Here is a 21,823-nt window from a genome sequence, read left to right on the forward strand (position 1 = left end):
GCTCCACGGCTTCCAAGAGGAATCTCGCCTTTTGTGATGAAGTCTCCAGAGAGCACTCAAGAAGCAGGCCATACCTTTGAAGCGTAAAAATACCCGCATGCTTACCGTGGTAATAAGGAGGAGCCTCCAGCTCATCATCCCCATGGCTTCCGCCGTCATTCTCTTTGGCCTCACGATCTTCTTTCTCATCATTCCCTCGTTTGAAAGCAGCCTGATGGAGGGGAAGCGCCTTCTCATCAAGGAGCTTTCCCAGTCGGTATGGAGTGTCCTCGAGCACTATGATGAAAAGGCCCGGAAAGGCGAGATCACCGTCGATGAGGCGAAAGCCCTTGCCATTGACCAGATAAAGAGCCTCCGTTACGGCGCCGAGATGAAGGATTACTTCTGGATTAACGATCTTGGGCCTCACATGATAATGCACCCTTACCGTGCGGACCTCAACGGGACCGACATCTCCACCTTCGCCGATCCCCACGGGAAGCATCTCTTTGTCGAGGCCGTCAGGGTGGCCAGGGAATCGGGGAGCGGCTATATCGACTATATGTGGCAGTGGAAGGATGATCCCGGCAAGATCGTGCCCAAGATCTCCTACGTGAGATATTTCAAGCCCTGGGGCTGGGTCATCGGGACAGGGATTTACATTGAAGACGTGAAATCCGATATCGCAAAGGTGTCGGGCCGCCTTGTCAGTGTGAGCGCCGCCATCCTGCTGGTCGTCGTCCTCCTCTCGGCATATGTGGTAATGCAGGGCATGCGCTCGGAGAGAGAGAGGAGATACGCAGAGCAGTCCCTGAGAGAGCGCGAGGGATATCTGCGCACCCTCTTTGAAGCAGCGAAGAACATCTCCTTCGTGACGCTGGGCATCGAAGGCCCCGAGCCCCTCATCACGGGCTACAGCCCCGGCGCCGCCTCCGTGCTCGGCTATACGGAGGACGAGGTGATGCATAAGCCTGCATCGCTCTTTCACAGGAAGAACGGGGCCTGCGTTTTCCAGGACTCGGTGAAAGCCGTGAAGGAAACAGGCAAATCGGTCACTGCCGAGTGCCGGCTGGTGAGAAAGACCGGCGGTGAGTTTTACGCGCTCACGTCGCTCCACCCCCTTTTTGACGAGGACAACACTATGAGGGCTCTCCTCGAGGTGTCGATGGACATCACGGAGCGCCGGCGCATGGAGGAGGAGCTCCGCCGTCTCAATGAAGACCTTGAAGAGCGCGTTGCCGCCCGCACCGAGGAGCTGCGCCGCTCAATGGCCGAGCTGGAGAGGACCACCGGGGAGGCCCATGAGGCAAAGGCCGCTGCCGAGGCGGCAAACAAGACAAAGAGCCGCTTCCTCGCCAGCATGAGCCATGAGCTCAGGACTCCCCTCAATGCCATTCTCGGCTACAGCGAGATGCTGACGGAAGAAGCTGAGGACGAGGGGAACGACTCTGCCGCCTCTGATCTCAAGAAGATCCATGCCGCGGGAAAGCACCTGCTGGCACTCATCAATGACGTGCTGGACCTCTCCAAGATTGAGGCGGGAAAGATGGACATCTACATCGAGACCTTCGACATCAGGGCGATGATCGCTGACGTGGTGAGCACCATTGAGCCCCTCGTGAGCAAGAACCGGAACCGCCTCGAGGTGCTGTGCCCTGAAGAGGCGGGCTCCATGAGGAGCGACCTCACCAAGGTGCGCCAGGGTCTCTTCAACCTTCTCTCCAACGCCTGCAAGTTCACGAAAGAGGGGACCGTGACGCTGGAAGTGAAAAGAGAGCGCCGTGACGACAGGGAATTTGTCACTTTCCAGGTGAGGGACACCGGTATCGGCATCACAGAGGAGCAGATAGGGCGCCTTTTCGAGGCTTTCACCCAGGCGGACAGCTCCACGTCGAGGCAGTACGGGGGCACGGGTCTGGGCCTCGCCATCACGCGCCAGTTTTCGAGATTGATGGGGGGCGACGTGACTGTGGAGAGTGAGTATGGAAAGGGCTCAAGATTCACCATTATCCTTCCCGCTCTTATCGAGAAGAAGGAGAAAATGCCCGAGGCGCCTGTTGAGGTCAGGGTGGCAGGAGAAGGGGAGCCTGTTATCCTGGTGATAGATGATGACGCCACTTCCAGGGAGATCATTATCCGCCACCTCTCCAGGGATGGCTACCAGGCACAGGTGGCCACCGGCGGCAAGGAGGGGCTTCTCAAGGCCCGTGAGCTGAAACCATCCCTGATTCTTCTTGATGTGATGATGCCTGAAATGGACGGGTGGGCCGTCCTCTCAGCCCTCAAGGCAGATCTTGAGCTCCGTGACATCCCGGTCATCATGCACACGATCCTGAACCAGCAGGAGATGGCCTTTTCCCTCGGGGTGAGCGACTACCTCTCCAAGCCCGTGGACCGCGACCGTCTCTCCCTGATGGCAGCCAAATACCTCAAGGACAAAGAGAAGCCTTCGATCCTTGTGGTGGACGATGACCCCGAGGCGCGCTCCATCCTGGTCCAGAGCCTTGCCCGGCAGGGCTACTCAGCCCTTCAGGCGGAGAACGGGAGGAAAGCCCTTGAGTCCCTCAGGGACAGAAGAGCCGACATGGTGTTCCTGGACCTGATGATGCCCGAAATGGACGGCTTCGAGTTCCTCGAGGAGCTGAAGAAAAATGAGGCCTGGTGCGCCATCCCCGTGGTGGTCGTCACGGCCATGGACCTGGGCCCCGAGGAGCGCGAGCGCCTCAAAGCCTCGACGGTAAAAGTCTTCCAGAAAGGGACCCTCACGCTCGACGAGCTGATGGCTGCAGTGAAGGAGCAGTCCGGGCATTTCCGGGAGGCGGTCCCCGGCCTCAGCGGTCAATAAGATCGGCAGTAACTGAAGCTGTAATCAAGCGTCCTCGAGGAATTTCTGAAGTATTCCTCCCAGGTTCCCACCGTGATTTTCACAGGATCGTCCCTGCCGGCGGCTTTCTCTTCGGCGGAGGCCCCATGGGATGCAGCGGACAGCAGCAGAGCGATGACAATGACGGCACGGGCAAAGAGCCTATACGCCATGGGCACAATCTCCCTTTGGATTATGGAGGCGGTGGAAAGCCTGCTCCAGTTCCTCCCGCGTCTTTTGATCGGTCCCCGCCCAGGTGGCCCTCGATACCAGGAAGATTGCCGCAAAGGCTGCGGGGACGCTTATCAGGGCGGGCTGCTCGAAGGCCCAGAGCCCCGCGAGTTTGCCCACCACTACCACGGCCGATATGGTGCCGCCCACCAGTATGCCGGCATATGCCCCCGCCTCGGTCATTCTGCGCCACCAGATGCCGCAGGTGAGGAGAGGGAAGAAGGTGCTCGCGGCCACCGCGAATGCGAGGCCCACCATCCACGCCACATTGGCGTCGCGGAAGCCTATGCCGATGAATATGGCGAGGGCGCCGCAGACTATCACGGCCAGCTTGGCGGCGAATATCTTCTGGGTATCGGTGGCCCGGGGACGGAGGATTGTGCCGTAGAAGTCATGGGCGAAAGCGGAGCTCAGCGCGATGAGAAGCCCTGACACCGTTGAGAGCAGTGCCGCTATGGCGCCCGCCGCGATAAGAGCCACGGCCCATTTGCCGGCCTCCCTGCTGGTGACGAGCATCAGTGAGTTGGGATTGGGGTCTCCGGCGCTGTTCTGCAGTACCGCCTCCGGGCCCAGCACCATCCGCGCGTAGGCGCCCCAGAGGGGAGTGGTGATATAGAAGACACCGATGAAGACCAGCACCCAGACGGTGGACCACCTCGCCTTGGCGGCGTTCGGGTTGGTATAGAAGCGGGCCAGGATATGGGGGAGCCCCGCTGTCCCGCAGACCAGCGCTATCAGCAGCGATACGCTGGAGAAGAGGCTGAACTTCTTGAAAGGCTCAAGCCATGCCCTCCCGTCGGGAAACTTCTTTTTCTCCTTCTCCGAGAAGACGGGCTTTCCCTCGTAGGTGGTGAAGGCGGCCTTCTCGGCAGAGACCGCCGGGGCCGCCCTGTTCTGGTACGCGCGCATCAGAAGATCGGGGTAAGGGTGGCGGGCGAGCATCACCGAAAGGGGAATCACCATCGCAACAAGCATGATCCAGAACTGGATCATCTGCGTAAGGGTTACCCCGGTCATGCCGCCGAAGGCCACATAGAGGGTGATGACGCCGCCGAGGAGCAAGACACCGAGGGCCCATGGCAGGCCCGTGACCGACTCCATGAGGGTCCCGACGCCCACCATCTGGGCGATGATATAGACCGTGGATATCACGACGGTCCAGAAGATGCCGATGCGCCTGAGCCTCACGGAATTGAAGCGCCCGGCGCAGAAGTCAGGGATGGTGTACTGGCCGAACCTCCTCAGGGGGCTCGCGATGAAGAGAAGGAGCAGGATGTAGCCAGCCGCGAAGCCTGTGGCATACCATACGCCGTCAAAGCCGTTGGCCCAGATAAAAGCGCTTACCCCGAGAAAGGACGCGGCGCTCAGGTAATTGCTTGAGATTGCCGAGGCATTGGTGAAGACACCCACGCTGCGTCCCGCTACCCAGTAATCACTGAGAGTTTTAGCCCGGCGCGCCGACAGAAGCCCGATGATTATCGTTGCCGCCAGCACGATAATTGCCGCTCCAAGAGGAAGGCTACTCATTGCCGGCCACCTCCGACTCCCACCTGTTTGATGCAATGGTGTAGACGGTGGCGATTATCCAGAACTCAATATGGAGCAGAATCCCTACCGCGAGCCATACAAAGGGTATTCCGAAGACCGGCGTGAGCATGGCTTCCGGCAGCGCATAGTTTAAAAACGGTATGGCAAATATTGAGCAAAGAAACACTGCCGCCAGCATTAAGCTCAGTCTCAGCTGCCGTTTCTGCATCTGCTCATAGGTCATGGACAGGACCTCCTTGATAAGATGGGTGCCCGCGCACTCCTGGAGCCTCTCCGGGAAGCACGGTCATCCAGGCCTTCGCCATGATCAGGATGATTCCTTGCCTGAGCGCACAGGCCATGACGCACAGAGGCCAGCACCCTTATGGGAAGCACCGGCGGCACCGTCTACGGCTCCCCCGCAGGCTAATCCTGCCCCTACGAGCCTCCCCCTTCAAAGACCGCCTTGGCCTCGTCGCAGGCCAGGAGGGCCCAGAGGTAATAAACCCCGATGGCTGTTCCCACGGGAAATCCCGGCAGGCTCAGGGCTCCGATGATGATATGGTATATCCGGGACCAGGGCTTCCCTTCCACGAGGGCGTTCCCCGCGATAATCGACAGCACGCTCAGGATGAGGATAAATCCCCCCCCGATAAGCCCGACCGTGCCGAACACGATGGCGATGATCCCTGCTGCCGCCTTGTCTTCCGGCATGGTAATCCCCAGCATGCCCAGGAGGCTCGCTCCCAGGATGCCTGCCGCCACGAGGCCCAGCCCCGATATGGCTCCCGTGATGCCGCAGATCCAGTCGATGATCCTGATAATCTGAAGATGTTGCATACTTGTCCTCCCCCTCATGATATTTCCATGGTATGTTCGGCAGCGACGGGGGAAAGTTCCTGTGGAAAAATGGGGGCAGACAGATATTTGCAAAATGGCAGTACAGCAGGAAGATGCACCCGGGGGAACGGTCGGGTGCATCTTCCTCTGCAGATTTAAGGATTACTCCGTAGGTCTCGGGGGAATCGTGTAGGTCTGGTTCACGCCGTCCCTGGTCACCGATATGGTGCCGCCCTGGCCCAGCTGGAGATTCTTCTCAACGGACCTTGAGTGGCTCTCGCCGGTGGTCTTGTTGGTCCACTGGGCGCTGTTGGCCGAGTCGAACTCACCGGTGGCGGCATTGAAGGCAAAGCCGCCTTTCGCCGATCCTGACACATAGGGATTGTCGGTAGCGCCGGCGAATCCGCCGATGGCGCCGTTGGGGCCTGCCGCTGCGAACCCTGCTCCGGCGCTCACGCCGCCGTTGGGTCCCACGTGGTAGCCCGCCCCGCCGATTGCGCCCTTTGTGCCGTCGGCGCTCACTCCTGCGGCCCCGCCGTATTCGCCGTAACCGCCGTAAGGTCCCGCGTAAGCTGTCCTGGGCTGGATGCTGATGTCTGCCATTTTATTTTCCTCCTTCTGGTATCTCGTGCTTTATGGGCTCATGATACCACCCCCCCCTTACAGGACCCTCACAGGTGCCTTACAGGGTTCTTACAGGGATGAACAGCAGGTAAAACTTTTGTGTCAGCTCCCCTCGGAGAGGAACCGCGACTTTCTCGAGGCGCAGTCATAGAGGTAATAGCGGAAAGCCCCTTCTTCCTGCAGGAATTTAACGACCCACCGCAGGTTATCGGCGCTCCTGGAGGTGATGAAAAATGAATCGGCAGCAGTGATTTTCGTGATGATCCGGTAATGGGTCGCCGCCTCGACATTGAGGGGGTGCCACACCGTATGGGCCCTGTCAAGGGTGCTCGCCGCCTCTATGAAGAGATCTTTGGGATCAACAGTCATACCGTTGATGGGCGCGCTCCTGCTCTCAAAGATCTCCACTTTTTTCCCTGTCCTCACGTCAGCGAGGAAGACTGCTGAAGCCCCGATCCCCTTTTCCTGAACAATGAAGATCTTGCTGTTGTCTGATGAAAAGGCCTTCGCACCCTCAAAAGGGTACCTGCTCTGCCATTTCATAAGGGACCGCCAGGGCCTGCTCACGTCATCCCTCACCATCAGCTCCACATTTCCGCCGGCATCACGCTTTTCGGCGCACCTCACCTGAAGCCTGTTGTCGGCAAGCCATGCCGCCACGTCACCGGGGTTTGCCGTGTCGCACAGAAACGTCTTTTTTTTCAGGCTGATGCGGTACACATCGTCACGGCCCTTGTTTTTCACAAGCACGAGAAGCTCGGCGGGATCCGCCTGGGAATAGGGGAGCACCGACATGACGGGAGCCTCGCAGGGGGTGAGGTTCTCTGTGATGCCTTTGTTGAGGTCTGTCCGGAAGAGATGATAATTGTCTTTCCCAAGGGGGTCATAGAGGTAAAGGATTGCCTCGCCGTCAGGAGTCCACTGGAGCTCCGTCACTGAGCCGCTTTTGAGGTAAACGAGAGATCTTTCCCTTATCCCGTCCCAGGAGCAGATCCGGATCTGCTTCTCGTCACCGAGGGCTGCCATATAGGCAAGTAAAGAGCTGTCAGGGGAGACGGCAAAGAGGGAATGGACTTCACCCTTTTCCCTCCCGGGCTGCTCCTGGGCATGGGCCCCTCCCCCCGCCGCCGCGGCATAGAGGGCAATGAGCCCGCAGAATAAAGCCAGGATAAGAAAAAAATGCTGCTTTTTCATGTTCTTTCCCCCGCATCGTGAAAGTAGTCACCCTATATTTACTCCAGCGGCCCCATGAGTCCTTCCCCTGAAGAAAATAGGGATGGCTCCATGGGAAATAACAGGGCCCGCCTTTTATGGATGATCCTGCCCCCGGAGGATTTCACCTGTGGAAAGCGAAAGTTTCATCTCAAGGATTCTCCCTGAATGGAGGTTCGCCCATGGGAAATCGCATTCCCGCCCCCGACGGGAAAACGGGCAGTGACGGCCGCCCCCTGCTGGTGCTTCCAAAGAATACGATCCTCAAGGGGAGCTATATTGCATCATATTTCACCACGGGGGGCATGAGCATAGGGTATCTGGCGAGAAAAGGGGGTAAAGTCTTTTTTATCAAGGAGGTGGAGGGATCCCAGTCGGACCGGGTTGTTGCCCTCTCACAGGAAAAGGCGACCCTTGAGCGCCTGAACCACTGGGGAATAGTAAAGTGCGTCGATTTCTTTGAGCAGGAGGGCTTCTATTACCTGGTGGTGGACTATATCGACGGGGTAAGCCTTGACAAGCTCATCTCTCCCACCTCCACCGAGTTTATCAGTGAAAAGGATGCCATTGACTGGGCCTTCCAGCTCTGCGACATATTTGAATACCTCCATTCTCAGACCCCCCCCATCATATACCGGGATCTCAAGCCCCACAATGTAATGAAAGACTCCATGGGACAGCTCCACCTGGTGGATTTCGGCATTGCAAGGGTGTTCAAGACCGGCAAGGAATCAGATACGTCAGTCGTCGGCTCATATCTCACCGCCTCGCCTGAGCACTATGGTGCAAAGCAGACCGATGAGCGCTCCGACATCTTCACCCTCGGGGCGACCCTCCACTGCATTCTCACCAACGGGCACGGCAGGAGCGATGATTTTTTCGGATTTGTCCCCATCAGTAAAATCAACCCCGGGGTGTCGGAGCTGCTGGAAGAGGCTCTCGCGAGGACAATCGAATTTAATCCTGATGACCGCTACCAGTCTGTCGCCGAAATGCGTGAGGCCTTTGTCAACGTCTCCCAGGGCAAAAGGATTCCACTGCCCTCCACTTCCCGGGGCACCCTGAAAGTTGCAGCCCAGCGGGCAAGAAACGAGTGGGGAGGGATGTCCTCGACCAGGAAGCTCGCCCCGGAGGAGGAGGCTGAATGGGAGGCAGTGCTCCATCCTGAAATGCCGGACTCTTCTTCCGGTTCTTTGTCGGGCTCTCTGCCTGCACGCTCTTATGTCCCCCTCATTGTGGTGCTCCTGGCGATCATTATAGGGGGAATCGCTCTCTTCAGGGTAGCCTTTCATCCCTCTTCATCGAATTCGAAGCCTCCCTCTTCAGGAGTCCCGGCATTTCTTTCACCGGGACCACCGGAGACTCCCCTTCCCTCCCAGGATACTCAAAATTCCCTGAGGCAAATGGAAAATATTTTCTGGAGCGCCTGGTTTCCCAAATCCTATCGGCAGACCAAGAATCCCTGGATCTGGATTGCCACGGAGCCTGTCCAGCGAAAGATAGAAATAATGAAGTTAACGCCGAAAGAAGAAGATCAGCAGTATACAGACGAGCGATACTGCGAATTATATGAAAAGATGCTGAAAGACCAGTCGATACAAAATGTCGATAAACAGGGCCCTTTCTATGTGAACGGTGCCCGGCACTATGTTTATTCCTATTCCGAGGGCAGCTCCCTTCAAAGAGACAGGCTCATGACCAGGGAAGACTGCAAATATGCATTTCTCCTGAGCATGAGGGCGCCGAAAGATGTCTTTGACTATTATTACTCGTCGGAATTCCAGCCCTTCATTGACTCCTTCACTCTGAAATAAAGAGGGATCCCGGGGCAATGCTGATTTTCTATGCCTGCTGCCTCCCGATGAGCCTCAGGTCACTGAAGGAGATCTTCCCCAGCCTCGCAAGCTGGCTCTCTATGGCTCCCCTTGTGCGCTTGTGCTCCCTGGCAAGCTCGACGAATGAGAGGCCCTCGTCATAGCGCCTGAGGAGCATTTCGGTCTCCTCCTCGTCCCAGGGCTTTCCCGCCCGCTCCGGCAAGCCTTCGCCTGTGGCAGAAGATGGGTAAGAAGATTCAGTGAAGCTGTCAGGGGCGCCTGCCGATGGAGCGGTATCCTTTACCGGAGGGCGAGAAGTATGCTCTGAAGGGCTCGTCACCCGGGACCATGGCCTGGCAGAAGCACCAGTCCACAAGGACAAGGCGGTGGGCAACGCAGAAATTCTCGATGACAAGACCGTCCTCCTCAAGCCCCCTGCCCCGCCCGATGATCTCCAGGCAAAGCGTGTGCAGCACGCTCCCGTCCTGGCGCCCGTACAGGAGGAGGCCCCCTTCGGTTCTCCTGGCGAATCCCCCCTGGACGATGCCCTCAAAGGCTTCATACCTGAGGGCATGATATTCAATGGCTTTACTGAAAAGTTTTCTCAGGGAATCCGCATTAAGGCGGCGTACACTCAGAGGGTCAGCGATAAGCCGGCGGACATAGATCTTCCGGAAAGCTCCCCCTGGAGATCGTTCCTTCTCGTAGATGTCGTAAATGCCGTCCAGCATTGCCTCAATCTCATCTTTGTGCTCCATGGCGATGAGCTCGACCTGCCGCCAGTCGTCCTCGTGGAGCATAAGGGCTGAGACGGAATCAAGAGTCTTTTCCGTCAGGGGAGGCATCCAGTCGCATATCGTGGGGAGGGAGTAGAGGAGGTCCCCGGGCGCGGCAAAGGAAACACCGTCATTATTTCCGTTTCCCATATTCCCCTCCACCTCTTCTTCTGATATGCCGACAGGTGACACTCCCCGTGCGGAGGCATGCCATCCAGGTCATGCCCGTAAGCTTTCACCGGGAAGCCGGCGCTCTCCTGCTCAGTGCCCGCCATCCTTTCCATGGACCTCCCTGCCTGTCTCCAAGGCCTTTCGGGCATAAAGATTCAAGAAATTGTTACGTTTTCGTAACAATTTCTTAACCCTTTGCTGGTACTATTAACATATCCCCCCTTGACAGGAGCCCCCCCCATGAGCAATGAAGGCAGCAGCTCTGAATTTGACGGCCTTCTCAGGCTTGTGCGAAGAAAAGGCGCCGTGGTGAGGCTCCCTGGCGCTCCTGAAATCATCCCCCGGAAGTCTGCCTCTTTTGTGAATGCCGTCGAGGACCGGGCCCTTTTCAGCTCCGGCGCCCGCTCATTGATCGGCAGGATGCAGACGCGCCTCATGACGGCCCTGACAATATTCCCGGAGAGAGCGGAAGCACCGGGAAGGGGGATCATGGAATGGCTCCTTCTTCTTGCCATAAAGGCCCTGCAGGACGTTTATGATTTCTTTTACACCGAAGATAAAAGCTCCCCCTCCTTTGAGAGGCTTATTGATGAAGAGAGCCTTCCTCAGCCTCAGGCTTGTGCCGCTGAGAGCCTGAGGGTATCGCAGGCCGGCGACAGGGACGCCCTCTCTGACAGGATTCTCGATGCCATTATCATCTTTTCCCCCAGTGACGAGAAAAAGGAGCAGCTCAAGGAGGAGCTGAGGTGCATGGGTCCCCGGGCCCTCACCATCATTGCCAACTTCGGCGTGAAGATTGTCATCCCCTCGAGCGGCCAGGCTTACCACCGCATCTGTGTTGACAATGTGCCCCTCGTCGAGAAAGGCTTGATACTTTTGGGGAAGTATGACGTAGAAAGCCATATCGGACTCTATGTCGGCGAGCAGAGGCTTCTTCTGGTCCAGGAGTCGTGGGTGGGCGCCGCGGGATCTGAATCAGTGGCGGTCCATGAATGCGCCCATGCCATCGATCATGCCATACAGGAGAATCACCGCCTCCCCGTGAACCTCTCCCTCAGGCTCTGGAACCGTTTCAGCGGCACCAGGAAGGCCCTTGTGTCATCGTACGCCGGTGAGGACCCCAGGGAATACTTCGCTGAGAGCGTAATGGCCTATTTCTCCCCCGCGAAGCGCCCTGTCCTCATAGAGTGCGACCCCCAGATGTTCGCTTTCCTCACAAAGCTGTTCGCCGAATAAAGAACAGGCGGCCCGCCGCAAAGCCCTTGAGCAGCTCTCAGCGGATAAGGGTGAAAAAACCATGCGTGAGTGGTATAATAGAAAAGGTGGCTTGAAAAGAACCTCCGCTCGCAGCGGCAGGAGAGAGGGGCCGGCATGACGCCACTGCACAAGAGTATTCTGTTAATTCTCATGATATGCCTCATATTCACCAAGGGCGGCCCCCGGTGCGCCGCTCAGGAACCGTCACCCGCCCCTCCGGAACCCGTGCCCGCAGCCCTTCTCAAGATGGTGAGCGCGGACATTGACTCCTTTGAAAAGATAAAGCCCTATCAGGGCTTTTCCGAGTATTACCCTTATCACAAGGCGGAGTATACAGGGATGTTCCTGGAGAGCCTTCCAGAGGAAGAGGGCATCGATGCCGCTGCCGTCATATCCCTCGCCGAGAGGGGGTTTCTCTATGCGAAGGAGATCAGGGAGCCTTATGAAAGGGAAAGGCAGATCGCCGAAGCGCAGATGAGGATTGCCCTGGCCCTCGACAAGTGGGATCATGGAAAGGCTGTGGAGCTCGCAGAGAAGATCCGCGGCCCCCAGACCAGGGAGCGGGCCCTGGTGAAGCTGGGAGTGGCACCCTACAAGGATGTTCCCGCTCAACCCGCAAAGAAGATAGCATACTTCCGTTCCGTTGCCGCCGGAAAGGCCGACCCGGTGGAGAAAGCCCGGCTCCTCCTCAAGGCCATGGAGGCAATAGGCGAGATGGGGATACAGGACGGGATCCGGTCTTACTATGCTTATGATTTCGTCGATCAGGAGAAACTGGACTTCCTTCCCGAGCTTGGGAGAACAGACAGGAGGCTTGCCTGCGAATTCATTGAAAGCCTCCGCAAGGTCCGCAAGCTTGCAGTCAACAGGGGATCAAGCGCTCTCGAGTATCGTTTCGCCGAAGTGGATATCAGGTACATTGATGATCTTGCAGCAGTGGATCTCGACGAGGCGTTCCGGCAGGCACAGGCCCTCAAGAGCGGCTCATACATCTCCAGTGATGGCCTTCGTGCCGCGGCTCTCATGTCGCTCGCAGGAATTGCCGCATCGAAGGACCGCGGCCGTGCGAAAGAGATTTATCTCAAGGCAAGGGGGGCCGCTGAAAAGGGAGGACGCGACGCGGTAGAAGCCATGGAGGCGCAGACAGGGATAAAGCTCAATGTTCCTTTTGAGATAATCTGCCTCCCTGAGAAGCCCTCAAAAAATGAAGCCCTCCGGGAGAAGACCTTTCCTTCCACCTTTCCGGCCCTCATGGAGCAGATAAAAAAGAGCATCAGGGAAAGGAGCCGTTACGCCGTCATCGCCACCCGGTGCATGCCTCTCCACGAAGTGTATCAGCAGTGGGCAGACAAGGATCAGCTCTTCAGGTTTGTAAAGGAATGGGTGGTCCCCGAGGTAGAGAAGCTGGAAATTGATAAAAACTCTCCAAAAGAGGGATATCTGCTCAAGATCACCTGGTACAGCGGCCTTGCCGTCATCTTCAAAGACCGGGGCCTTTCTGAAGCCATGGCCATCATGAAGAAGGGCATGGATCTTGTCGGGGAATATCCCTATCAGGATGATGACGCCATAACCTCGGCAGTGCTCGCCTTCATTGAGTGTGACCTCAAGGGGGCGGAGCAGTTCGTCATAGAGCGCCTGTCGCCGGTCTCTTCTCCCAATTATGACGCCGCTCAGCTCTTCATCAGGCTTTATGACCTCGATCCCCTCTTCGTGATGAATTTCCTCAACACCTATCCTGCACACTACATGACCTGGAACCGCGGGGTCCTCTACAAGCAGCAGGGCCATGAGGACATCGAGATAGGAGATGAGTTTTACAGGCATGCCGCCCTTCAGATCGCCCGCTCACAAGAGACCGCAGATGCCCTGGCCTTTATCAGCCGCTACCCCGCTCTCTCCGCCGGGACATGGAGCCCCGCCTTCAGCCATATTGCCAAGGCTGACCCCGAAGCGCTCTTTTCATTCACCGGAAGCACCGACAAGCCCCTCCTCGCGATGGGGGCGGCCCTGGCGGGCGCAGAGAAAGATGAGCCAAGGAGTCTCGAGATCCTCAAGGCCCTGAAAGATCCGTCTCTCCAGGTCCAGGCGGCGGAGAGGCTTGCCCGCATGAAGAAGCCCGGCGCCGCCCTGGAGCTGGCAAGGAGCATCGCCGACGTGAGATACAGGTTAGCGGCAGTCTACGTGATGGTTAAATGATAAGAACCAGGGAAGCGCGGAAATGGCTGAGGGTCCCGGCGGCGCCCGCAATGCACGGGGCCTCTCCGGTGCTCCTGATGATGAAGGATTCTCCTGCCGGAGAGGGAAATACCAATGGCCTTCCAGAGGATGACCTATGAAAATCATCATTGCAATACTGAAATTTTTCATCCTTACCTTCTATGGCATGCTTTGCTTCATCCCATGGTCATATTATACCTCGCGGGGAAGGCATGACAAAGTCATCAGGGACTGCACCAGGGCACTCTCCCTGGCACCCGGGAGCCACTATTTCCTCACCAGCAGGGCATCAGCCTATTTCAGGAGCAGATGCTATGACGAGGCGCTGAAGGACTTTGACAGGGCGATTGGTCAGGAGTCTATTTACACCTTTGATTATTTAAGCAGGGGAGAGGTATACGTCGAAAAAGGCCTTCTTGATGAGGGCATAAGGGACTTTGACAAGGCTCTGTCCCTTTCCCCGAAGCATTTCTTCTCTCTCTCAAACCGCGGGAGAGCTTACCTGCTGAAAGAGCGATATGACGAGGCCATAGCGGACCTGGACGGCGCCATCACACTTAATAAGAAGGAGGCCGCTCCTCTTATAAACCGCGGGCGGGCCTTCCTCGGAAAGGGCCTTCCCGACGAGGCCATCGAGGACGCCGGCAGGGCCCTCACCCTCAATCCCGGCAACACCCATGCGCTCATGCTCAGGGGGGAAGCCTGTATGATGAAGGGATCCATGAAGGATGCGATGGCCGATTTTGCGGAGATTCTTCTGAGAGAGCCCCGCAACGGCGGGGTGGACTCTTTCCTGATCTCCTCCGGGGGCAGGGGCATCTCCCTCCACGGAGCGCTCGAGGAGTGCGATGCCCTTATCTCCAGGTATGTTGATTTCAACTGGCCTCGCCGATGGCGCGCTCACTGCCACCGATCATGCGGGATGGTGGACAGGGCCCTTGATGACTACAACTGGGTTCTCGGCCTCAATCCCTGGGACTATTACGCCCTTCTGGGAAGGGGAATCATCTACCTGGTTGACAAGCTGGAAAGAGGCCCGGACCACGATATAATCAAGAGAGCCCTTGACGATCTGAGCGATGTGATCTGTTTCAATCCTGATGACGTCCTTGCCCTCAACCTGCGGGCTTTGCTTTATACCATGATGGCTTCCTATGCAAAGCATTGTGCCGATATTGCAGAAGACCCGGTCTATGATTCTTCCGATATGCTTGCCAAGGCTCTTGAGGATTATTCCCGCCTGGCAGCTCTCGAGCCCGGCATCAAGACCGGCTATTACGGCCGGGGGGTCACCCATTCTCGCATGGGATCCTATGCCGATGCCGTCGCTGATCTGTCAAAGGCTCTTGAGCTCTCTCCCGGCGATTACCGCATATACAGGGAGAGGGGCCATGCCTATGCCGCCATGGGAGAGATGGAGAAAGCCGTCGATGATTTCACGAAATCCCAGCAGGAGCCCCCGGAGTGCTCCACCTTCATTCAGGATCGGGATCTGGGAAGGTGCCTCTCAGGGATCGCTTCAGGCGACGGCTTTTCTGAGAAGGCCCTCAGGGACGCCATGGGAAAGCAAGAAGAGATGGTAAGCATAGAGCTCATGAAGATTGTGGAGCTTCATGAGGAAGACGAGGCTGAGGGCTCCTAGAAAAAATCGACGTCGAAGCAGCAGAAGTCGTACCCGCCGAAATCTCCCCCTGAATCGTATGCCTCGCAGTGCGATATCCCCGGGTCATGGGCCTCTGACCCCGAGGACGCGTGGACATCGTGGCTTTCCTGATTTTCCCGGGTGCCGTGATGTTCAACGAGGGCGCTGCTCCAGAGCAATGCATCGCCGTCGCAGCAGTCGCCGGCCTCGATGCCATCGCCACCGCGCTCCCGGGAGGAAGTCCTGCCGCAGGTACTCCCGGCGGCGGGGACCCGGTAATACTTGTCATTGTTGATGTGTTTCACGCAGAGGGCAAGTATTTTTATCGCGGCAAGAGCGGCAAGCCCGGCGGCGCCCGCGAGGCACAGGGCTTCTCCGGCGCTCCTGATCAAGAGGGAGAAAAGGAGAGGGACGCAATAGCACACTGCGGAGATGATGCCCACAATGGCAAGGGCTGCTGTCACGCAGTAAAAGCAGTCTGCAAGCTCATTTGAGCCGATCTCCCCACGGATTTCAGCTGAGCGGGCCCTGAGCATAAAAGGCACCTCCTCTCCTGCCTTCATTATAACCTGAAATCAGTCGACAGACAGTGCCCGGCAGCACAGAGGGCAGGTACTTGACTGCCGGGGCCGCCTGTTTTATACTCGAGTGGATACGGTGCATCGGTATATGATAGGAACCGGATACTGGGGAAAGGAGCTTCAGATGGAAATCAGGGACCACTCGGTGTATAATCTGGAGGCTGGAGCCACAAGGGGCTCTGCCATGGGGGCCTCTTTTCCCCGGAAGCTCATCATTGAAGATGCCGACAGGGTGTCGCTGGAGCCGCCCTCCCGTGCCGGCAGGAAGACTCTCTCTGAAGAGAAGCTCCGTGAGCTCAATGAATCAGCTGAGCCTGTCGGGGAGTCATCGCAGCCCGCCGGGACGGGAAAGCTCTGGAAGGCCGTTGCTTCGGCGGCAATGCTCTTTTCCGCGTTGGTGGCAGCAGCGACACCATCGCCTGCCGAGGCGGCTCTTCTGAACAACGAGATATCCAGGGCAATGGAAGAGCAGGCGAAGACGGCGGAAACAGCAGGCATGAAATGCGCGGAGGTATTCAACGGCGCCTACGTGGCATCGACAGGCGACTGGCATTACAAGTCAGATGAGGCTTACAGGGACTTTGAGCCGGTGCACGTCACCGTCGTGAAGAGGATCCTCCAGAAGGGCCGTGCAGGGAAAAAGGCCGTCTCCCGCACCGTCAGGACGGTGGTGGACATCGCTCCTTCCATACTCTCGGCGGCGAAAAGGCATGACGTGAGCCCCTATCTCATCAAGGCGATTATTGCGAAAGAATCGTCATTCAACCCCTCTGCCAGGTCAAATAAGGGGGCCGCCGGGCTCATGCAGGTCCTGCCGGGGACCGCGCGGATGATGGGCGTGAGGGACTACTGGAGCCACGAGGGGAACATCGAGGCCGGCACGAAATATATCAGCGGCCTCCTCGAGGAGTTCGGCGGTATCGAGAAGGCCCTCTCGGCCTATAACACGGGGCCCAATAACGTGCATAAGTCAAAGCACGGGATTCCTTCCTACACGCGGGGCTATATCAGGAAAACCCTGGAATTCCTGAGGGAGAACACGGGCCCCGGGTGGTGAAAAAGGATTTTCCCCTTCTTAAGGAGGATAACGGAGGATTTCATGACAGCAAAAGTTCTTGTGATTGATGACGATCCCGAGATCATACAGGTGGTGAAGCTCATACTGGGGAAGGCCGGCCATGAGGTCCTTGGCGCCGGAAACGGCAGAGAGGGCATTAAAATGGCCCAGGCCGAGAAGCCCGATGCCATACTCCTTGATCTTGACATGCCCGTGATGGACGGGGGAGAGGTGGCTGCGCTGCTCCTTCAGAACAGGAAAACATGCCGCATCCCGATAATCTTTATCACGGCTCTTGCCCAGGCCAGCGACCTCCAGCAGGACAGGAAGATAGGCGGGCGTTACTATATCGAGAAGCCTTTCAAGCCGGAGGTGCTGCTGGAGTCTCTCAGCGATGCCATCTCGGAGGGCCCCGCCGATGAGGGCTGCGGCGCGAAGTAAGGGGATTTCCCTGTCGCTACCGGGCCTTTAATACCTTGTCGATGCGGTCGATCTCCTGCTTCAGGCGGGCGAACAGGCTCATGATCCCTGCACTGTCTGATTCCTTGGCAGCCTTCTCAAGCTCGCTGCCAAGGACGGTCATGTTATCGAGTCCGTACATCCCCCCGCTCCCTTTCATCTTGTGCCCCAGTTTCCGGATCTCCGGGAAGTTCGCCGCTGACAGGTATTCCTCGATGGCGGCCGCATCACGGCGGCGGTTGTCCAGGTAAAGGGGGATGAGGCTCAGGATCTCGCCGTCAATATGGGAGAGCATGTCTTTCTTCACAGGGGCGGGGTGAGCCACCTCCTCCCTTTCGACTTCCCTCTCCCCGGGGATTCCCCGGGAAGACATATACTGCCTTATCACGTCCAGCAGGATTTCTCTTCTCAGGGGCTTCTGGACTATGACATCGCACCCCGCCTCGTGTATCCTGGCAATCTCCTCCTTGTCCGAATGAGCAGTCATCGCAATGACCGGTGTTTTTCTCCCGCCGGATTCCCTTATGGCCTTCACCATCTCTATGCCGTTCATGACAGGCATTTCAATGTCGGTAATCACGAGCTCCACCTTGTTGTTGAGGTAAACCGAGAGCCCATCCCTGCCGGTTGTCGCGTAGATGACCCGCCAGGCCGTCTCTTTCTTCAGGTAGCGCTCGATGAGCAGCAGGTTCTCCGAGGTGTCTTCCACGACGAGGATGGTGGGAAGATCCAGGAGCCACCGCTGGATGGACTGCAGGAGCACCTCCCTGGTGAAGGGCTTGGTAAGGTAATCGTCCATGCCGGCGAAGAAGGCCCTGTTCCTGTACTCCGCCATGGCATGGGCTGTGAGCGCGATTATGGGGACCCGCCTGCTGCCTCTCTCGCGCTCCAGGCCCCTGATTCTCCTTGTGGCCTCGAGGCCGTCCATCTCGGGCATGTGGAGGTCCATGAGCACGAGGTCGAAATCCTGGCGGCGGAAGAGCTCGACGGCCGCCGTGCCGCTCTCTGCCAGGGCAATGGCATGTCCTGCCTTTTTCAGGATGGTGCTGAGCAGGACCTGGCTCTCGCGGCTGTCCTCGGCAATGAGGATACTCACCTGCCCTCCCGGCGCCTTCCCAGCCGAGGGAGCATGCTCCGCGGGGGCGGCGGATTCCTGCTTTTCATCGAGTATCACGGTGCCGCACTGGAAGGGAATCTCCATCGAGAAGGTGGTCCCCGCCCCCTCGACACTCTCCACCTTGATGGTCCCTTTCAGGGCCTCCACGAGGTTCTGCGTGATGTAGAGTCCAAGCCCCGTGCCGCCGAATCTCCTCGAGATGGAGCTGTCGGCCTGGGTGAAGCGCCCGAAGATGGAGCCGAGCTTGTCCTTCGGGATGCCGATGCCTGTATCGGAGACCCTGAAGAGGAGGTGAACGCATTTCGCTCCGGTCTCTCTTGAGGCTACAGTGAGCTTTATCCCGCCTTTTTCAGTGAATTTCACCGCGTTTCCGCAGAGGTTGATCAGTATCTGCCTCAGCAGGGCGGGATCGCCTCTCACATATTCAGGCACACTCTCCTCCACCGAGGAGGAGAGGGCGATATTCTTCTCCTGTCCTTTGATTCTGAAAAGGCTCATGACCTGCTCCACGAGCTCCGCGGGCCTGAAGGGGATCTCGTCGATATTGAGCTGTCCCGCTTCAAGCTTTGAGAGGTCCAGTATCTGGTTCATCAGCGCGAGGAGCGCCTCGGCGGAGTTCTTGACAAGGGAGAGATAGTACTGCTGGTCGGCGGCCGTTTCGGCGTCTCTGGCGAGCTCCGTCATGCCGATAATCGCCGTCATGGGGGTTCTTATGTCGTGGCTCATGTTGGCGAGGAACTCGCTCTTGGCGAGATTGGAGCTCTCCGCCTCCTCTTTCGCCTTTTTCAGCTCCTCTTCCATCTTTCTGCGCTCAGTGATGTTCCGCACGATAGCGATGACCTGGCTCTGCGAGAGGGCCATGAAGCGTGCCTCGAACGCGGCCTCTCCTCCGGGCATCGGGAGGCTGTATTCCAGGCTCGCCATTGTGCCGCTGGCAAGCGCCCCGGTGAGTCCCTGGACGACTCTCCCCGAGACTTCCGCGGGCAGTATCTCCTGCACTTTTTTCCCGATGAAGTGAGAAGGCTCCAGATAGAGGTCCGTGGACTTCCCCGAGATGTAATCCAGGATGACGCCCGAGGCGTCCAGCCTGAAGAAGAGATCGGGGAAGGCGTTGAAGATGGCCTGGAGCTCGGAAGTCTTCTGGGTGATCTTTTCCTCGGCGCGCTTTCGCTCCGTGATGTCCCTCACTATGCCGGTAAACATGAGCTGATCTCCCTGGTACATCTCGCCTATGGCAAAATCGATAGGGAACGTGGTCCCGTCCTTGCGCAGCCCCTCGCACTCCCGGCCGATGCCTATGATTTTTGCCTTGCGGGTTCTCAGGTATTCCTCCATGGAGGAATCATGCTGCTCCCGGTATGCAGCCGGGATGACCATGGTCACGTTATTGCCGACAAGCTCGGCGGCGCGGTAGCCGAATATGCTCTCAGCGGCGCGGTTCACCGTCCTGATGACGCCTCTGTGATCGGTAGTGATTATGCCGTCTATGACGTTGTTCACTATGGATCTGAGGTGCTCTTCCCTTTCGCTGAGCGATGATTCGGCGGTCTTGCGGTCGGTGATGTCAAGTATATAGCCATGGAGATGGGTCACTGTGCCGGAGGCATTCCTGATTTCAAAAGTGTAATCGGTTACCCACCTTACCTCTCCGTTCTTGCAGATGATTCTGTAATCAAGCCTGTAATAGGCCGCCTCACTGACACGGTAAAGCGTTTCCTCGTCGGCTATCCGCTTCTGGTCGTCGGGATGGATGAGATCGGCGTAGGAGACCTTGCCTTCCAGGAATTCTTCCACGCGGTAGCCGAACTGCGTCACGTTGGGAGAGATGTACTCTATCGGCCATGGCGGCGCGGCAAGGCATTTGAAGACCACCACGGGACCGCTCATAAAGATCCTGTGCTCCTCCAGCAGGTCTGCCTCCGCTTTCCTGCGCTCGGTGATATCCCTTATGAACCCTGTGAAATGAGGCTCGTCGCCGATTTCGAAACGTGTGATTGACACTTCGGCGGGAAATTCCGTGCCGTCGGCCCTGAGGGCGGGGAGCTCGATGCGCCTGCCGAGAATTGCCGACTCCCCGGTATCCAGGTGCCGCTTCATTCCCTCCCTGTGCCGCTGCCTGTGTGATTCCGGCACCAGGGTGTCCGCAATGGTTTTCCCTATGATCTCCTCCCGGCGGTATCCGAAGATCTTCTCGGCGGCAGAGTTGAACTCCGTGATCCTTCCCGCGCGGTCAATGCTCACCAGGCTGTCCAGCGAGGTTTCCACTGTGGCCCGCAGGCGCTTCCTCTCCACGCTGAGCTTTTCTGCCGCTTTCTTCGCATCCTGGACCGCTGTTTTCTGGATTTCAAGCACCTGCAGGAGCTCATTCACCGGGTCATGGAGGGCGAAGTCATGGAGGGAGAGCCCCAGCTTCCTGAGGGAGTCAGGCTCGGTGACCCAGAGGGAGCAGAGAAAGATGATATACTCGGGGATGGCGTTGTGCATCATCTGCCCCCGGAGGATCACAGGCCTCTCGCGGTACTCCAGGATGAAGAGGAGCCCCCGGTGCTCTCTCACCGATTCAAAGGTGAAAGGGACCTCGGGGTATCTGAAGGTGAAGAAGTCGCTTATTCTCTTTCCCCTGAGATCGTCCCGGAGGAGGACTGCCAGTGACGGGCCCGCCTGCAGCACCTCGAGGGAAGGGCCGAAGACCACGTGGAAGGGAAAGGCCTCCATGAGCTGCCGGTGGTCAAGGCCCGCGGAAAAGTCTCTCATAAGCGCTCTCCTGCCGTCTTCCAGGTTATCCGGAACTCGTCATGGTCTGCGCCGCCGTCTTTCAGGGCAAGGGCGCGCAGCTCAATCTCCGTGCCGAATCTTTCCGCGAGGCCCTGGAGAAGCCCTTCCACGAAGGGGGCGAGGCCCCGGCGCCCGGAAAAGTAATGGAGGTGCAGCGACTGCTCCCGGCGGTCGCTCACGATGAACCGCGGAGGCTTCAGGTCGGGGAAAAGGAGGGAGACGCGGGCATGGAGGTCGGGAAGGTTGTCCAGGAACTCGCCGAGGGACCTTCCCGTTGACTCCATCAGATCGCGGTAGCTTTCGGCGGCGGTCCTGAGGACCCAGTGCCTGCCGAAGGCCCTGAGGACATCCCCGGGAGGCATCGAGAGCTCTGCGCTTGCCGCTCCCACCAGGTTATAGGTCATCTCGTCGGGGTAGCTCTCGGTGCTTATGAAGGCCTCCACTTCGAGGCCCGCCTTTTTCCTGACCTGCTCCCACATGGCTTCACCATGGTCCCTGGTGATCAGATCTTCTATCGCCTTGTTCGCCATCCCGTACAAGAAAAGTCACCTCCTTTCGCCACTCTTTTCAGCATGTTTCTTTTGCGCGAGGCCTCTTATTTCCTTCATAGTTCCCCGATCACCGGGGAAAAATATCGCAGCCATGAAACGCTCCCCTGGAGCTCATAAAGGGAAAAAA

Annotated in this window: 18 protein-coding genes; 7 read left to right on the top strand and 11 right to left on the bottom strand. The window is 57.9% G+C overall.

The window, feature by feature from the left end; translation table 11 throughout:
- Positions 1-76 precede the first annotated feature (76 nt).
- Positions 77-2,824: a response regulator gene (locus tag RDV48_25400; protein ID MDQ7826164.1), complete on the top strand. Its 2,748-nt coding sequence runs from the start codon at positions 77-79 to the stop codon at positions 2,822-2,824.
- Here RDV48_25400 and RDV48_25405 read toward each other — a convergent pair.
- The 6 genes from RDV48_25405 to RDV48_25430 form a co-directional block, all read right to left on the bottom strand.
- The gene (locus tag RDV48_25405; protein MDQ7826165.1) at positions 2,818-3,015 is read right to left on the bottom strand and encodes a hypothetical protein; all 198 of its coding nucleotides are present in this window, start codon (positions 3,013-3,015) and stop codon (positions 2,818-2,820) included. The two genes, RDV48_25400 and RDV48_25405, sit on opposite strands and share 7 nt — an antisense overlap.
- The gene (locus RDV48_25410; protein MDQ7826166.1) at positions 3,005-4,600 is read right to left on the bottom strand and encodes a cation acetate symporter; all 1,596 of its coding nucleotides are present in this window, start codon (positions 4,598-4,600) and stop codon (positions 3,005-3,007) included. The genes RDV48_25405 and RDV48_25410 overlap by 11 nt, the downstream gene beginning before the upstream one ends.
- On the bottom strand, positions 4,593-4,844 hold the full coding sequence (locus tag RDV48_25415) for a DUF485 domain-containing protein (GenBank protein ID MDQ7826167.1): 252 nt from the start codon (positions 4,842-4,844) through the stop codon (positions 4,593-4,595). Before RDV48_25415 ends, RDV48_25410 begins: the two co-directional genes overlap by 8 nt.
- Before the next feature lie 194 nt (positions 4,845-5,038).
- A complete protein-coding gene (locus RDV48_25420) occupies positions 5,039-5,440 on the bottom strand; it encodes a hypothetical protein (protein MDQ7826168.1) in 402 nt (133 codons plus the stop codon).
- A 162-nt stretch (positions 5,441-5,602) separates the two neighbouring features.
- The gene (locus RDV48_25425; GenBank protein ID MDQ7826169.1) at positions 5,603-6,043 is read right to left on the bottom strand and encodes a hypothetical protein; all 441 of its coding nucleotides are present in this window, start codon (positions 6,041-6,043) and stop codon (positions 5,603-5,605) included.
- 123 nt (positions 6,044-6,166) lie between these two features.
- A complete protein-coding gene (locus tag RDV48_25430; GenBank protein MDQ7826170.1) occupies positions 6,167-7,258 on the bottom strand; it encodes a hypothetical protein in 1,092 nt (363 codons plus the stop codon).
- Between the two features lie 200 nt (positions 7,259-7,458).
- On the opposite strand from RDV48_25430, the gene RDV48_25435 reads away from it, so the two are divergent.
- Complete coding sequence (locus RDV48_25435) at positions 7,459-9,090, top strand: serine/threonine-protein kinase (GenBank protein MDQ7826171.1); 1,632 nt, start codon at positions 7,459-7,461, stop codon at positions 9,088-9,090.
- Positions 9,091-9,118: 28 nt separating this feature from the next.
- Here RDV48_25435 and RDV48_25440 read toward each other — a convergent pair whose 3' ends face one another.
- Both RDV48_25440 and RDV48_25445 read right to left on the bottom strand, forming a co-directional pair.
- Entirely contained in the window at positions 9,119-9,313 is a 195-nt protein-coding gene (locus RDV48_25440) for a hypothetical protein (protein MDQ7826172.1), read from the bottom strand.
- 46 nt (positions 9,314-9,359) lie between these two features.
- Positions 9,360-10,016, bottom strand: coding sequence for a hypothetical protein (locus tag RDV48_25445; protein MDQ7826173.1), 657 nt, complete (start codon positions 10,014-10,016; stop codon positions 9,360-9,362).
- Between the two features lie 261 nt (positions 10,017-10,277).
- Between RDV48_25445 and RDV48_25450 the strand changes: the two genes are divergently transcribed.
- The 3 genes from RDV48_25450 to RDV48_25460 all read left to right on the top strand — a co-directional run bounded on the left by RDV48_25450 (position 10,278) and on the right by RDV48_25460 (position 15,156).
- A complete protein-coding gene (locus tag RDV48_25450; protein MDQ7826174.1) occupies positions 10,278-11,273 on the top strand; it encodes a hypothetical protein in 996 nt (331 codons plus the stop codon).
- Between the two features lie 135 nt (positions 11,274-11,408).
- A complete protein-coding gene (locus RDV48_25455) occupies positions 11,409-13,493 on the top strand; it encodes a hypothetical protein (protein ID MDQ7826175.1) in 2,085 nt (694 codons plus the stop codon).
- A 136-nt stretch (positions 13,494-13,629) separates the two neighbouring features.
- Entirely contained in the window at positions 13,630-15,156 is a 1,527-nt protein-coding gene (locus tag RDV48_25460; GenBank protein MDQ7826176.1) for a tetratricopeptide repeat protein, read from the top strand.
- Here the strand turns inward: RDV48_25460 and RDV48_25465 are convergent.
- Positions 15,153-15,692, bottom strand: a complete 540-nt coding sequence (locus RDV48_25465) for a hypothetical protein (protein ID MDQ7826177.1) — start codon at positions 15,690-15,692, stop codon at positions 15,153-15,155. The genes RDV48_25460 and RDV48_25465 overlap by 4 nt on opposite strands.
- A gap of 169 nt (positions 15,693-15,861) precedes the next feature.
- On the opposite strand from RDV48_25465, the gene RDV48_25470 reads away from it, so the two are divergent.
- Entirely contained in the window at positions 15,862-16,794 is a 933-nt protein-coding gene (locus RDV48_25470) for a transglycosylase SLT domain-containing protein (protein ID MDQ7826178.1), read from the top strand.
- Between the two features lie 42 nt (positions 16,795-16,836).
- Entirely contained in the window at positions 16,837-17,235 is a 399-nt protein-coding gene (locus RDV48_25475; protein ID MDQ7826179.1) for a response regulator, read from the top strand.
- A 16-nt stretch (positions 17,236-17,251) separates the two neighbouring features.
- On the opposite strand, the gene RDV48_25480 is transcribed toward RDV48_25475, so the two are convergent.
- Both RDV48_25480 and RDV48_25485 read right to left on the bottom strand, forming a co-directional pair.
- Positions 17,252-21,124, bottom strand: coding sequence for a PAS domain S-box protein (locus tag RDV48_25480; protein MDQ7826180.1), 3,873 nt, complete (start codon positions 21,122-21,124; stop codon positions 17,252-17,254).
- On the bottom strand, positions 21,121-21,675 hold the full coding sequence (locus tag RDV48_25485) for a heme NO-binding domain-containing protein (protein ID MDQ7826181.1): 555 nt from the start codon (positions 21,673-21,675) through the stop codon (positions 21,121-21,123). The genes RDV48_25480 and RDV48_25485 overlap by 4 nt, the downstream gene beginning before the upstream one ends.
- Between the last annotated feature and the right edge of the window lie 148 nt (positions 21,676-21,823).

The sequence above is a fragment of the Candidatus Eremiobacterota bacterium genome (assembly GCA_031082125.1).
Classification (GTDB): domain Bacteria; phylum Vulcanimicrobiota; class CADAWZ01; order CADAWZ01; family Ess09-12; genus Ess09-12.

Bases quoted from the DNA above. Each gene is read 5' to 3' on its own strand.
- RDV48_25430 (MDQ7826170.1), bottom strand. From the start codon at position 7,258: ATGAAAAAGCAGCATTTTTTTCTTATCCTGGCTTTATTCTGCGGGCTC.
- RDV48_25480 (MDQ7826180.1), bottom strand. From the start codon at position 21,124: ATGAGAGACTTTTCCGCGGGCCTTGACCACCGGCAGCTCATGGAGGCC.
- RDV48_25470 (MDQ7826178.1), top strand. From the start codon at position 15,862: ATGGAAATCAGGGACCACTCGGTGTATAATCTGGAGGCTGGAGCCACA.
- RDV48_25410 (MDQ7826166.1), bottom strand. From the start codon at position 4,600: ATGAGTAGCCTTCCTCTTGGAGCGGCAATTATCGTGCTGGCGGCAACG.
- RDV48_25485 (MDQ7826181.1), bottom strand. From the start codon at position 21,675: ATGGCGAACAAGGCGATAGAAGATCTGATCACCAGGGACCATGGTGAA.
- RDV48_25465 (MDQ7826177.1), bottom strand. From the start codon at position 15,692: ATGCTCAGGGCCCGCTCAGCTGAAATCCGTGGGGAGATCGGCTCAAAT.
- RDV48_25475 (MDQ7826179.1), top strand. From the start codon at position 16,837: ATGACAGCAAAAGTTCTTGTGATTGATGACGATCCCGAGATCATACAG.
- RDV48_25445 (MDQ7826173.1), bottom strand. From the start codon at position 10,016: ATGGGAAACGGAAATAATGACGGTGTTTCCTTTGCCGCGCCCGGGGAC.
- RDV48_25405 (MDQ7826165.1), bottom strand. From the start codon at position 3,015: ATGGCGTATAGGCTCTTTGCCCGTGCCGTCATTGTCATCGCTCTGCTG.
- RDV48_25415 (MDQ7826167.1), bottom strand. From the start codon at position 4,844: ATGACCTATGAGCAGATGCAGAAACGGCAGCTGAGACTGAGCTTAATG.
- RDV48_25420 (MDQ7826168.1), bottom strand. From the start codon at position 5,440: ATGCAACATCTTCAGATTATCAGGATCATCGACTGGATCTGCGGCATC.
- RDV48_25425 (MDQ7826169.1), bottom strand. From the start codon at position 6,043: ATGGCAGACATCAGCATCCAGCCCAGGACAGCTTACGCGGGACCTTAC.
- RDV48_25435 (MDQ7826171.1), top strand. From the start codon at position 7,459: ATGGGAAATCGCATTCCCGCCCCCGACGGGAAAACGGGCAGTGACGGC.
- RDV48_25460 (MDQ7826176.1), top strand. From the start codon at position 13,630: ATGAAAATCATCATTGCAATACTGAAATTTTTCATCCTTACCTTCTAT.
- RDV48_25450 (MDQ7826174.1), top strand. From the start codon at position 10,278: ATGAGCAATGAAGGCAGCAGCTCTGAATTTGACGGCCTTCTCAGGCTT.
- RDV48_25455 (MDQ7826175.1), top strand. From the start codon at position 11,409: ATGACGCCACTGCACAAGAGTATTCTGTTAATTCTCATGATATGCCTC.